Source organism: Blautia sp. ZXY-1-C6 (genome assembly GCF_056339875.1).
In genome coordinates this window covers 1-14,413 of the sequence record NZ_JBWJVQ010000157.1, presented here as the reverse complement: position 1 = coordinate 14,413, position 14,413 = coordinate 1, and the positions used below count along the sequence as shown (strand labels likewise).

Genomic DNA, 14,413 nt, shown 5'->3' with positions numbered 1-14,413 from the left:
AACGTAGCCAAAATTCATTCCAGATTGCCTGCGGCAATGGAATTTTGGCTCGTATGTCTCATCGTTACCGGAAACTGCTTTTTACAGATTTTTTAATGATTCTTCCAGTTTCTTCTCAAAATCCACGCTGTCAATATCTTTCTTTCTCTCTACAGGTGCTGCAGCCTCATCTGTCGTCACTGCTTTCTCATCACCATGAAAAATAGGATTCGCATAAGAAACAACGTTATCCTGTGCCGGTCTTTCATCCTTTGCAGAACTTCCGTTAATCTTCTTTATACTTCTTTCAGATGTTGTGACACAGGCTTTCGGCACTGCTTTTACATAATAATAATATTCATCATCCTCATATTCCAGTCTCTCGGTACGGGTATAGTCACCACCAAATACAAAGAATTCAAGAAGTAATCCTATCACCACAGAGATCACTGTATAAATGATCAGCGTAACAACATCAATATCCAGTCTAAAATAAAATCCACCTGCAATAATCATCAGAACATACACAACTCCACCTGCAATAATGGCAATTCTCCATGCATAGTCAAAAGAGCGGGTACGTATCAGATTCACCAGCAGAATCACTGCGATAAAGGCAATCACTGTGATCCACATTCCCCAGTTCTGCACGATTCCATCTGTCAGAAGTTTTAATTTGTCAGCTATGGCAACATCCGGGTTTTCCAGAAGTTTATGCTGTACACGTATAAAACGGATAAAATAGTAAATAATCACTCCGCAGCCTGCAGGAAGTGCAGAAAACGCATTGCACAAAAGTCCGCTTCCGATAGGAAGAAGCGTCGGAACACTGAACCCAAAGGAAAGCGGTGTAAATACAAGTACTAAATTATTGTCTGAACTGAATCTCAGGAAGAGAATTGCCATAAACAGGATCAGCACAAGCATAAAACCTGCAACTTCTATCCCCAGTGCATAACCATGTGCGACCATCAGGGCAAATCCTACAAAAATCATTACACCTGAAGGAAGAATGGAACAGATCAGTGCAAGGATCAGAACAATAAATATATTATCGATCTGCTTCATATATCCCATATTGGTATTGATCCATATGAAATAAACCATTGCCAGAACGAAACGTAAGACAGGCAGGATATAAATCTCATACTGGCTGTATAAATTCTTTATTCGCTGTTTTAATTCGAGTAATGCTGTCATTTTTTATATCCTCCTGTAACTCCTCTGGCTGAAGATTTTTTATCTTCGCGACCGTAGATTTTACTTAATTGTGTAAGTTCTTCATAATAATTTTTCACACTTTTCTTTGCTTTGTGGTATTTCACCGTATATTGGATATATGTCAGGACAGAAAACAGTACCAGCACTGCCACATACCCCAGAATAACTTCCACGCCCAGTGAAACAAGGTTCATCTTATGAACATTATCTATCAGATATTCAGCAAAATATGCTGCGATACCGGCCAGAATCAGGCAATACCCAATCGTAACAAGGAAAAAATTCTTAATCATGGCAAGTCCGATATAATCACTACGGTAGTACCTGCTGACCGGAAGATATTTCTTTCCTTCCCCCTGTTCATACATGGCAAGTTTATTCATGATTTTTATCTTCTCTTCATTTAACATAAATTACTCCTTACTGTATGCTTTTCCTTTTGCTATAATCCGCTATTACTGTTCACTCTGTTCTCAGCAACAACCTGATATCATTCATATAATCATACAGATTAATTGTAACATATATCATTATGTATGAAAAGTGTTTTTTCTTATCTCCTGCCTATGCAAACCGTAAGAAAATAAACATTTCCGGCACCTTTTCTCTTCAGGCATCCGGCCATTGCATCGATCGTACTTCCTGTTGTATACACATCATCTATCACCAGGATATTCTTTCCCCTGACATCTCCGGTCACGCAGAACGCTTTTTCCAGGTTTTTTCTTCTCTGCAAAGCATTCAGTTTTTTCTGCGACTTTGTCTTTAAAACTTTCTGCACAATATTGACATCTGTGGAAATCCCGGTATAATGACCGAGTTTCTCCGCCAGATATGCAGCCTGATTAAAACCTCTCTGCCGCTCCTTCGACCTGTGTACCGGAACCGGCACGATCAGATCCGGCTTCCATTCCCGCAATTCTTTCTGTGCATATCGATACATTGCTCTGGCGTAAAAATCACCGTATTCTCTGCATCCATAGTACTTATATCTGGTAACAGATCTTCTCATTATGCCATCATAAACAAAAATACCTCTTCCCTGTTCATACATATGCCTGTGTTTCTGACAGTCTCTGCAGTATTCCCCTGTTTCTATGGGTTTTCCACATTTATAACATCTGGGATGACCAATCGGACGAAGTTCTTTCTCGCATTCCGGACAGATCATCCTTCGCTGATCTGCCAGTATTTTCTGACAGACCGGACAGCATCTCGGGTAAAAAATATCAGCAACCATGTTCAGAAACCGTTTCATTTCCATTTCCTTCCACTATTTTACTCTTTGTTTTGCTATCCTCTGTATTTCTGTTTTTTTCATATTATCGGAATAAATTTTTTCTCTGTTATTATTCAGTCATCAGATCACAGTCTGCAATATCATTCTTCACCATCTGTATTATTATCCCCTGTAGTCTCACTCAGTTCTCTGATCCGTTCATCCAGTGCACTGTATCTCTTCTGCTGTTTTTCATTGCGTATCATCTCTGCAAAGGTCTCCTCTTTTCCCACAACCGTCACACATTTTCTTGCTCTGGTAACTGCGGTATAAAGAAGGTTCCTGTTTAAAAGCATCTGTGGTCCGGAAAGCAATGGAAGTATGACTGCCGGATACTCAGATCCCTGAGACTTGTGGATTGTAATAGCATATGCAAGTTCCAGTTCCTCCAGCTGTTTGAACGAGTACATTGCAAAACGTCCATCCTCAAATTCCACTTCTGCTGTCTCAGCAAATTCATTGATTTCCCTGAGGATTCCGGTGTCTCCGTTAAATACTCCCACGCCTTTCTCAATGACAACCCCATATCGTCCCCGGATTTCCCATTCCATCTGATAATTATTTCTGATCTGCATGACCTTGTCCCCTGTGCGGAACAGCCGGTCTCCAACCGCCCTCTCGGATTTCCCGTCTTCCGGCGGATTCAGGTATCTCTGCAGGATCTGGTTCAGCCGCTCTACTCCCAGAAGTCCCTTTCTCATAGGTGTCAGTACCTGTATCTCAAAGGGTTTGGCATCTACATAGCGCGGCAGTTTCTCCTGGATCAGCGCGATCACTACTCTTATAATGATATCTGCATCATATCTCTTCAGAAAAAAGAAATCTCTGCTCTTATTATTGATCTGAACCTGTTCTCCCTTATTTATCTTATGAGCATTTACAACAATATCACTCTCTGATGCCTGTCTGAATATCTTAGTCAGTTCCACTACATGGAAACATCTGCTTCGGATAATATCTCTCAGCACATTGCCCGGGCCTACACTCGGAAGCTGATTCTCATCCCCCACAAGGATCAGTCTGGTTCCTGCTACCACTGCAAGAAGAAGAGAATGCATCAGATGGATATCCACCATAGACATTTCATCAATAATGATCACATCTGCCTCCAGCGGATTCTGCGCATTCCTCTCGAATTTAGCTGAATGCCCGTCCCTCTCTTCTTCCGGCATTCCATTCAGTTCCAGCAGACGGTGAATTGTCTGCGCCTCATATCCGGTAGTCTCTGTCATTCTCTTTGCAGCACGTCCGGTAGGTGCAGCCAGCCGAATCTCTGCACCTTCTCCCTCAAAAAAGCGGATGATCGCATTGATCGTTGTCGTTTTACCTGTACCGGGGCCTCCTGTAAGAATAAAGAGTCCATGATCCGCTGCTTCAGTGATTGCTTTCTTCTGCATTTCATCCAGAACAGTTCCTGTCTCTTTCTCGATCAGCTCAATTCTGTGCCTGACAAGCTCTTTATCCTCAGGACACACAATATTCAGTTCATTAAGCATCCTGGCAGTGTTCAGTTCCAGATAATAATACTGTGCCGGATAAACGATAGTTTCTCCGCTTTTTTCTTTCAGCACCAGCTTCCTGTCAATAACCATATCCATAAGATGTTTCTCCATATAGGATTCATCTACTCCCAGAAGTCTGGCACATCTTGTAAATAACTGTTCCCTCGGAAGATAAGTATGTCCTTCTCCCGAAGCCTGCAGAAGAGTATACAGCATTCCGCTGCGGATTCTGTAATCTGAGTCTGCGTGAATACCGACTCTGGCAGCAATCTCATCAGCAATCTTAAATCCCACACCGGAAATATCTTCCGCAAGTCTGTAAGGATTCTCCTGAAGGATCGTATAGACAGATTCCTTATATTTCTGATAAATCTTTGCGCCCAGGTTCAGGGAAATCCCATATTTCTGCAGAAAGATCATTACTTTTCGCATCTCTGCCTTCTCACTTACCTGCGCAGCGATCTCCCGGGCTTTTTTCTCACTGATCCCCTTTACCTCTGCAAGCCGCTCCGGCTCTTCTTCTACGATACGGAGTGTGTCATCTCCAAACTTCCGCACGATCCTGGCAGCCAGTGCAGCACCGATTCCCCTGATGGCGCCCGAACCCAGATAACGTTCTATTCCATATGTATCCTCCGGCATCTTCTCTGTAAAAGAACTGATCTGAAACTGTTTGCCATATACCGGATGATGGATATATACTCCGGTTGCTTCAATAGATGCCCCCTGTGTGATCGCAGGGAAACTTCCCACGCAGGTCAGCTCTTCCTCTTTTTTTGTACCTTTCAGTACCATAACTGTATATCCGTTATCTTCATTTCTGAAAATAACATGATCTATGTATCCTGTGACAGTTTCACTCATGTGCTTTTCTCCACACCTCCTGCTTCTTTGAGCCTCTGACAACGCAAAAAGGCACTGCACTGTGCAGTACCTCCTGCTTTATCCGTCAAAACGTGCCATTACCTCTGCATACTTACCGGTTCCCACTGCGACCACGCTCATTGCATCCTGCACAGTCAGTGTACTTACCCCGGTTCTCTGCTCGATCAGTGTATCCATCCCATGAAGAAGGGCACCGCCGCCTGTAAGTACGATTCCTCTGTCTACAATATCCGCAGCCAGTTCCGGCGGTGTCTTTTCCAGAATTCCATGAACAGTCTCCACAATCTGGCTTGTAGCATCCTTTAACGCCACACGTATTTCTTCTGAGGTAAGTGTCACTGTCTTCGGCAGACCGGTGATCACATTTCTCCCCTTTACTTCCATTGTTCTCGGATTTGATTCCTCTATAGCCGTACCAATCTGAATTTTGATCTTCTCTGCCATATCTTCTCCGATAAAAAGTCCATGATTCTTTCTCACATAGTTCAGTATAGCCTGATTAAAAGTGTCCCCTGCAACTTTCACAGAAGCGGAAACCACAACCCCCGCAAGAGAGATAACCGCAACATCCGAAGTTCCGGCTCCAATGTCTACGACCAGATTTCCAAAGGGCTTGGTCACATCCACCCCGGCTCCGATTGCCGCAGCTATAGGTTCCTCCACCATATAGACATCTCTGGCACCAGCCTGATAGGTTGCTTCCTCCACTGCCTTTTTCTCAATCTCTGTAATTCCACTGGGAACACAGATACTGATCCTGGGCTTGCGGAAAGCTCTTCTTCCTATTGCTCTGGATATAAAGTATTTCAACATCTTCTCTGTAACTGTATAATCAACGATCACGCCCTGTCTGATGGGACGGATGATCTCCATATCTGAAGTAATGCGCCCTTCCATCAGACGGGCTTCTTCACCGATTGCACGTATCTTCTCTGTATTTTTATCATAAACTACGATCGAAGGCTCATTTAGCACAAGCCCCTTTCCTGTAGAATAAGCCAGACTGTTCCTGGTTCCCAGGTCAATTCCAATATCACTTGTCGGCATGGAAATCCCCTTTCTGTTCTTACGTTCTCCTCATCCCCTTCAACTGATCATTACTTTTTACAGTCTCTACCGGGGACTTATCCGGTTTAGTTATAACAACTCCATAAAATAATGCGATCAAAACAGTCCAACAGGGCTTCACATCCTGATAAGCCGGATCAAAATATATTATTTACGAGAATTGCTATAAATAATCTCTTCTATTATATACAACTTCCATTTAAAAAGAAAGTCCTGCAATATGATTTCAAGATTATTTCAGATATTTCTTTACATATTTTCCGGTATAGGAAACCGGTGACTGTGCCACCTCCTCAGGAGTTCCCTGAGCAACTACGGTACCTCCTTTGTCTCCGCCCTCCGGTCCGATATCAATGATATAATCTGCGGTCTTAATCACATCCAGATTATGCTCGATCACAACTACTGTATTACCGCCCTCCGATAATCGTTTCAGAATCTCCACCAGCTTATGCACATCCGCAAAATGCAGACCTGTGGTAGGCTCATCCAGAATGTAGATAGTCTTACCTGTGCTGCGCTTGCTCAGCTCTGTGGCAAGCTTGATCCTCTGTGCCTCTCCTCCGGAAAGCTCTGTGGAAGGCTGTCCCAACCGGATATAGGAAAGTCCTACATCATAAAGAGTCTGTATCTTTCTTTTAATAGAAGGAACATTCTCAAAAAAAGTCAGTGCTTCCTCCACCGTCATATTCAGCACATCGTAAATATTCTTATCCTTATACTTTACTTCTAGGGTTTCTCTGTTATATCTCTTACCTTTGCAGACCTCGCATGGTACATATACGTCCGGAAGGAAATGCATCTCAATTTTGATAATACCGTCACCGCTGCATGCCTCACATCTTCCGCCCTTTACATTAAAACTGAATCGTCCTTTCTTATATCCTTTTGCCTTGGCATCTGCTGTTGCTGCAAAAAGATCTCTGATCTGGTCAAATACCCCGGTATAAGTCGCAGGATTGGAACGTGGAGTACGGCCAATAGGTGACTGGTCAATATTGATAACCTTATCCAGTTGGTCTGTTCCCAGAATGTCCTTATGTTTTCCCGGAATCACTCTTGCCCGGTTCAGATCTCTTGCCAGGCGTTTATAAAGAATCTCATTGATCAGAGAGCTCTTACCTGAGCCCGAAACTCCTGTGATACAGGTCATGATCCCAAGAGGTATCTTCACATCGATATTCTTGAGATTATTCTCTGCCGCCCCCTTGACAGTAAGAAAACCGGTTGGCTTCCGTCTCTCCAAAGGTACCGGAATTTTTAATTTTCCGCTCAGATAAGCTCCTGTGATGGAATCCTCGTTCTTCATCAAATCCTCTGCAGTTCCCATGGCAACCAGTTGTCCGCCATGCTCCCCTGCACCGGGACCTATATCTACAATACAGTCTGCGGCACGCATGGTATCTTCATCATGCTCCACAACGATCAGGCTGTTTCCAAGATCACGCAGTTTCATCAGAGAACCAAGAAGTCTGTCATTATCCCTCTGGTGAAGTCCGATACTCGGTTCATCCAGAATATAGGCAACTCCTACCAGCCCGGAACCAATCTGGGTAGCCAGACGGATTCTCTGCGCCTCGCCGCCGGAAAGAGTTCCTGTCGCACGTCCCAATGAAAGATAATCCAGTCCTACATCTGACAGGAAACTTACCCTTGCCCTGATTTCCTTCAGAATCTGTCTGCCGATAAGCTGCTGCTGCTCGGAGAGCTGCATATCCGCCAGAAAGGCTTTCAGCTTCTCTATGGAAAGATTGGTGACCTCATAAATATTCTTATCCGCCACAGTCACAGCCAGTGATTCCTTCTTCAGTCTCTGACCTTTACAGGTTTTACATGGAGTAATGCGCATGAAAGATTCATACTCCTGCTTCATGGCATCAGAGCCTGTCTCTCTGTAACGCTGCTCCACATTTCGGATCAGCCCCGGAAACGCCACATCGTAAACGCCCTCTCCGCGCTGCCCTTTATAGTAAACCTTTACAGAATGTCCATTAGTTCCGTTGATCAGAATGTCCTGTATCTTCTCCGGATACTCCTCAAAAGGTGTTGCCAGGCTGAAATCATATTCTCTGGCAAGAGCATCCAGGATTGCCCTGGAAAAGCTTCCCTCATTTGTGCAGGACTGCCATCCTGTGACCACAATGGCACCATCCAGGATACTCAGAGATCTATCCGGGATCATCAGATCAATATCAAATTCCATTTTATACCCAAGTCCCAGACAATCCGGGCAGGCACCAAAAGGATTATTGAAAGAAAAGCTTCTCGGTTCAATCTCATCCACACTGATACCGCAGTCAGGGCAGGAAAAGCTCTGGCTGAAATTATGGATATTTCCATCCATAGTATCTACCATCAGAAGGCCCTCTGCCAGATCCAGCACTGTCTCAATGGAATCTGAGAGTCTTTTCTCAATCCCGGGCTTCACGATCAGACGGTCTACCACAATCTCTATATTATGCTTGATATTCTTGTCCAGACTGATCTCCTCGGAAAGCTCATACAGGTTTCCGTCAATCTGCACACGTACATATCCGCTTCTCTTTGCCTGCTCCAGAAGCTTTGCATGAGTTCCCTTGCGCCCCCGCACAACAGGCGCCAGAAGCTGGATCTTCGTTCTCTCCGGAAAAGACATGATACTGTCTACCATCTGGTCAACTGTCTGCTTCTTAATCTCTCTTCCGCACTTCGGACAATGAGGGATTCCCACTCTGGCATACAGAAGTCGGAAATAATCATAGATTTCTGTCACTGTTCCTACTGTGGAACGGGGATTGCGGTTGGTAGATTTCTGATCAATGGAAATGGCCGGCGGCAGACCTTCGATGCTCTCCACATCCGGCTTCTCCATCTGTCCAAGGAACTGTCTTGCATAGGAAGAGAGAGATTCCATATAACGGCGCTGTCCCTCTGCATAGATGGTATCAAAAGCCAGTGAAGATTTACCGGAGCCACTCAGTCCTGTAAATACCACAAACTTGTCTCTGGGAATATCCACACTTAAATTCTTAAGATTATTAACATTGGCACCTCTGATCCTGATAAAGTGCTTCTTCGTTGTATCTGCTGCCATTGTGGGCCTCCTGTTTCTCATTTATAAATAATAACTGTTTCTTACCTTAACAGTTACACCTTTTTCGTATGTTATGATATTCATGGATTGTGCGCAGTTTCGCTGCCCCGCAATCCTCATGGCATCAGTATAATACAGGAACATTTGTTCGTCAAGGCGTTTACGGCAAAAAATCCGCCATAACGGAATTGCTTACATGGATTCCATCTCTGCTCAGAAAAATCCTTCCTTTTTCTTCCAAAAGCAGTCCCATTGACTTATATTTTCTCAGAACATCCCCGTATATTGCATCTATTTCACTGCCAAACTGTCGCTCAAACTCAGCTTTTGAGATTCCTCTGGTCATACGAAGTCCCAGAAACATGAACTCCGCCATCTCATCCTCTCTGGTGAGGGGCGGCTCTTTTTCTCTTATTTTTTCCGGTGTTCTGCTGTTTTCCAGATATTTTTTCATATCCTGTGTATTGGCAAAACGTTCCTTTCCATAAAGAGAGGAAGCTCCCAGGCCAAACCCCAGATAATCCTGTCGGATCCAATAGCCCACGTTATGCCTGCATTTTCTGCCTTTCTTTGCGTAATTGGAAATCTCATACTGCTCAAAGCCATATTCTCTCAGAATCTGTGCTGTTGCCTCATACATATTGTACTCCGCATCTTCATCCGGCAAATTCAGCGTCCGCGATGCAAAAGGTGTGCCCTCCTCAATGATCAGGCTGTATGCGGAAATATGTTCCGGATCCAGTCCTGCAACAGTGCGAAGATTATGGATCCATCCTTCATAAGTCTGATCCGGGATCGCACTCATTAGATCAATATTGATATTGTCGAACCCTGCCTCTCTTGCACTTCTGTAAGTCTCCAGAAACTGCTCATAATTGTGGATTCTTCCAAGGATCTTCAGTTCTCTGTCATCCGGCGACTGTAAACCTATGCTCAGGCGGTTGATTCCATATGTTCTGTATGCCTGCAGTTTGTTTCTGTCTGCAGTCCCCGGGTTTACTTCTATGGTGATCTCAGCATGATCCGCAATCTGAAATTTTCGTCTTATATGATTTAAAATTTCTCCTATGAATCTCTCATCCAAAACAGAAGGAGTGCCCCCTCCAATAAATACAGAGGATACACTCCTTCCTTTTCCTTCTTCTGCTGCATTGATTTCTTCAAGCAGAGCATCTACATAATCAGCCTGCTCCTTTGGACCTGACGGACCGGAAAGGAAATCACAGTAATCACATTTTTTTATGCAAAATGGAATGTGGACATAGATTTCCATGGGAGAATCTGTGATATTCCTTCTCTCCATTGTAATCTGCTCCTGTTATGACCTGTTTTCTATTCCTCAGTATCTGATGTACTGCTGTCTTGCTCATTGTTATCTGCTGAGTCGACACTGTTATCTGTACTGTCGGCATCACTTTGGCTGTCTGAACTTTCCGCAGATGAGATACCTGCTGCATCCTGCTCTGCCAGATACGTATTTACCATTGTTAGATTACCATTGGTGGTAACTGCTGCGGAAGCTACCTGATCCGGTGCCGGAGTGGGACTTGTCTCTTCCGGCGCAACACTGATCTGGATCACTTTGGAGGACGCTTCATCTACCTCCCTGGTTTTCCCACATCCGGAGACAGAAATTCCAAGCAATAACATACATAGTATAACTGTTTTTCGCTTAATCATTTTCTTCAATATTTTAACCTTCTGTTGAGATGAGCACTATTCACAGATAACTGTTCAGTACCTTCACAGTTATGTGGACAGCAGGCTGCCGAATAGTTACCATTCATACTTTATTTATCATCCAGTTTCAATACACTCATAAATGCTTTCTGCGGAATCTCCACATTGCCTACCTGACGCATACGTTTCTTACCTTCCTTCTGTTTCTCCAGAAGTTTCTTCTTACGGGAAATATCACCGCCGTAACATTTGGCAAGTACATCCTTACGCATGGCTCTGACTGTCTCTCTGGCAATAATCTTGCTTCCGACAGCTGCCTGGATCGGAATCTCAAAAAGCTGGCGGGGAATCTCGTCTTTTAATTTCTCGCACATCTTACGGCCTCTCTCATATGCTGTATCTGCATGTACGATAAAGGAAAGAGCATCCACTTCTTCTTTGTTTACCAGAATATCCAGTTTCACAAGCTCGCTGCGCTCATATCCGCAGAGTTCGTAATCCAGAGAAGCATAGCCTCTGGAGCGGGATTTGAGGGCATCAAAGAAATCATAGATAATCTCATTTAACGGCAGCTTATATTTCAGAAGCGCACGTGTTTCTTCCATATAATCCATTCCCAGATACTGCCCTCTTCGTTCCTGGCAAAGATCCATAATTGCACCGATAAATTCAGTTGTTACCATGATCTCGGCATTTACCATTGGTTCTTCCATGTATTCAATCTCTGATGGATCCGGCAGATTGCTTGGGTTTGTCAGATTGATAACTTCGCCGTTAGTTTTGTATACTTTATAAATAACACCGGGAGCTGTGGTCACAAGATCAAGGTTGTATTCTCTTTCCAGACGCTCCTGAATAATCTCAAGATGGAGCAATCCCAGAAAACCACATCGGAAACCAAAGCCAAGGGCTACGGATGTCTCTGGTTCATAGAACAGAGAGGCATCATTGAGCTGAAGCTTCTCAAGAGCATCTCTCAGATCACCGTATTTGGCACCGTCTGCCGGGTATAATCCGCAGTACACCATAGGGTTTACTTTCTTATAGCCCGGAAGTGCTTCTGCACATGGTCTGTTTTTGTCTGTAACTGTATCACCTACACGGGTGTCGCCAAGATTTTTGATGCTGGCTGTAATGTAGCCTACCATACCTGCTGTCAGTTCCTCGCATGGAATGAACTGACCTGCACCGAAGTATCCGACTTCCACAACTTCTGTGGTAAAACCTGTTGCCATCATATGGATCTGGGTGCCTCTTTTCACACGGCCATCCATGACACGGCAGAATACAATAACGCCTTTGTATGCATCATAAACGGAGTCAAAGATCAGGGCTTTTAATGGTGCATCTACATCACCATGCGGTGCCGGGATCTTTGTTACGATCTGTTCCAGGACTTCTTCTACATTAAGTCCTGTTTTAGCAGAAATTCTTGGTGCATCATGGGCTTCAAGGCCGATGACATCTTCGATTTCATTTACCACACGATCCGGTTCTGCACTTGGCAGGTCGATTTTGTTGATAACTGGAAGGACATCCAGGTCATGGTCAAGGGCAAGATATACATTTGCCAGTGTCTGGGCTTCGATTCCCTGAGCTGCATCTACTACCAGGATTGCACCGTCGCAGGCTGCAAGGCTTCGGGATACTTCGTAATTGAAGTCTACATGGCCGGGGGTGTCGATCAGGTTGAAGATGTATTCTTCGCCGTCTTTGGCTTTGTATACGATTCGTACTGCCTGAGATTTAATGGTGATTCCACGTTCTCTTTCAAGTTCCATGTTGTCCAGTACCTGTGACTGCATTTCACGTTCTGTCAGAGTGCCGGTCATTTCGATGATTCGGTCGGCAAGAGTGGATTTGCCGTGGTCTATGTGTGCAATAATACAGAAATTTCTGATTTTGCTCTGGTCTATCATTAAGGGATTCCCTCCTGAGTTCTTTCTTATTTACTATAATTTTGTATTATAGCATATGGGGAGAGGATTTGTCATCTATTTATCTACAGAGACGCACAGAAACAGTTACTGTTCACTCCCAATGTCATTAACTTAAGCAATTTGCTAATACTGCATTGATGAAAATATCAGCAGAAGGATTTGATTATGATAAAAAAGGGGATATTGAGGGATTAAGATACAATGTTTTACTGAAATTTGGGTATAACAAAAAGACAAAATCAATATTTAACATTGAAATTTGTCTAAAGATGAAATATAGTAATATATGAGTTAATGCTAATGTCTATAACAAAAACTCATCGGGAGTTTAAACCTATGCTGGCGGGCAAAGGTTCTTCCAGGTCTGATCGGCTCAATATTTTGAGCGATCAGACCTTCTACATTTATCTTTGTTATCCCATCGTGAATCCTTAAAAAATCCCTGCATGTTTTAAGCGCGGATGAATAATTCGCCTGATATTCATAAGCACGATCTTCCCGATCAATAGTTACATTTATGATTATGCTGGAACTGAAATTATATAGAATAACTCTTGCCCATACTTCCTGCACAATATAATCATATTTTTTTGAGTGAAACGCTTTCAGACACAGGGAATATTTTAAATCTCGGAAAGAGTTTTCCTCCTGCCATCTCAGATGATAAAGAGCTTTGAAATCTTCAGCTTTAAACTCTTCTTCTGGAAGATTCGTAGCAATGTTTTCATAAGAGCCATCATCAAGCTGTACGCGTAACAAACGTAAAGCAAGGTCATATTCCGTTCTTTGATCATTGAGATAATCCATCGGAGCATTCTGATAAATGTATCGGTATGAAGAGAATAGTTCAGGTCTGGAATATTTGCTTACAGCTTTAGACCTCGTCAGTATAAGAGAGATATCTTCATCAAAAGCTGGCAGGGTATCAACCGGATATCCCATCATTCCGGAAGCTCTTTTATCGTTACATCGGATAAGGAAGTACTGCCCCTTTTCAATCACATGGGCAAAGTTGTTGTAAGAAGCATAACCTCTGTCCCCAAAGAAAATGACTTTGTAGTGTTCATGGATATCTGCAGAATCAACCATGGAACAAAAAGCAGAATACTCATTTCGCTTTCGGGCAGGCTGGACTAAAATATCAGTAAAACGCTTATCAAGTAAAGAAAACATAGCATTGATATGGATCTGGTTAAATCCTCTGGTAGATTTACCATTTGGTTCAAAATAGGTATCCTTATCTTCAGGGTTAAGGAAAATATCACAGGAAGAACCATCGCAGGCCCAGAATTCATATTTACCGTTATATAGTTTTTTAGGAAGTTTCCTGTTAAAAGCAAGAAGAAGATTCCGAAAAGCATCTTCCCTGATCTTTTTACGCTGTCTGTAAAAAGCCGCTTTGGAAGGTGCATCGATAGTACGTCCGAAAAAACGGTACAGTTCTTCCCTGATACAGTCAGCTTCCATAGTCAGAAACATCAGCATATAATCTTTAAAACCAAGTTTTCTGTTTCTGATAAAATCAACTCCGGGTTTGACAGCATATTTTTCCGGTGTTTTGGAAAGATCATTGATAGCAGCAAGTAAAATAGCTTTGATAGAATCTGAATAGTTCATAAATAAATACTCCTTTGATTAAGTAATTAAAAATAACAGTGCCTAATCAAAGGGCGTTATTACTGATTGATCAGTAATAACGCCGCATATTGAGGAGTATTTGTCAAGTAATATTTTAGGAAATATCAAGCAGGTATCAGAGAGAGCATTGCCCGTTTAACAAGCAACA

The 14,413-nt window shown here is 43.2% G+C and carries 10 protein-coding genes; all 10 read right to left on the bottom strand.

The annotated features are described in order from the left end of the window. Positions 1–81: 81 nt before the first annotated feature. Positions 82–1,179, bottom strand: a complete 1,098-nt coding sequence (locus AC075J_RS06850) for a hypothetical protein (protein WP_008706140.1) — start codon at positions 1,177–1,179, stop codon at positions 82–84. Beyond that, a complete protein-coding gene (locus AC075J_RS06845; protein WP_008706141.1) occupies positions 1,176–1,610 on the bottom strand; it encodes a hypothetical protein in 435 nt (144 codons plus the stop codon). The genes AC075J_RS06850 and AC075J_RS06845 overlap by 4 nt, the downstream gene beginning before the upstream one ends. A 143-nt stretch (positions 1,611–1,753) precedes the next feature. Beyond that, positions 1,754–2,458 carry a ComF family protein gene (locus AC075J_RS06840; protein ID WP_008706142.1) on the bottom strand — a complete coding sequence of 235 codons (705 nt, stop codon included), beginning with the start codon at positions 2,456–2,458 and terminating at the stop codon, positions 1,754–1,756. A gap of 122 nt (positions 2,459–2,580) precedes the next feature. Then, positions 2,581–4,845, bottom strand: a complete 2,265-nt coding sequence (gene recD2 / locus AC075J_RS06835; protein ID WP_008706143.1) for an SF1B family DNA helicase RecD2 — start codon at positions 4,843–4,845, stop codon at positions 2,581–2,583. Positions 4,846–4,923: 78 nt separating this feature from the next. Next, positions 4,924–5,913: a rod shape-determining protein gene (mreB, locus tag AC075J_RS06830; RefSeq protein WP_008706145.1), complete on the bottom strand. Its 990-nt coding sequence runs from the start codon at positions 5,911–5,913 to the stop codon at positions 4,924–4,926. Positions 5,914–6,166: 253 nt separating this feature from the next. Next, entirely contained in the window at positions 6,167–9,007 is a 2,841-nt protein-coding gene (gene uvrA / locus AC075J_RS06825; protein WP_022380114.1) for an excinuclease ABC subunit UvrA, read from the bottom strand. 160 nt (positions 9,008–9,167) lie between these two features. After that, entirely contained in the window at positions 9,168–10,310 is a 1,143-nt protein-coding gene (gene hemW / locus AC075J_RS06820; RefSeq protein WP_055199721.1) for a radical SAM family heme chaperone HemW, read from the bottom strand. Positions 10,311–10,339: 29 nt separating this feature from the next. Next, on the bottom strand, positions 10,340–10,696 hold the full coding sequence (locus AC075J_RS06815) for a hypothetical protein (RefSeq protein WP_025578510.1): 357 nt from the start codon (positions 10,694–10,696) through the stop codon (positions 10,340–10,342). A 101-nt stretch (positions 10,697–10,797) separates the two neighbouring features. Next, the gene (lepA, locus tag AC075J_RS06810; RefSeq protein WP_055199720.1) at positions 10,798–12,606 is read right to left on the bottom strand and encodes a translation elongation factor 4; all 1,809 of its coding nucleotides are present in this window, start codon (positions 12,604–12,606) and stop codon (positions 10,798–10,800) included. Positions 12,607–12,924: 318 nt separating this feature from the next. Beyond that, positions 12,925–14,244 carry an IS4 family transposase gene (locus tag AC075J_RS06805; protein WP_476390172.1) on the bottom strand — a complete coding sequence of 440 codons (1,320 nt, stop codon included), beginning with the start codon at positions 14,242–14,244 and terminating at the stop codon, positions 12,925–12,927. Between the last annotated feature and the right edge of the window lie 169 nt (positions 14,245–14,413).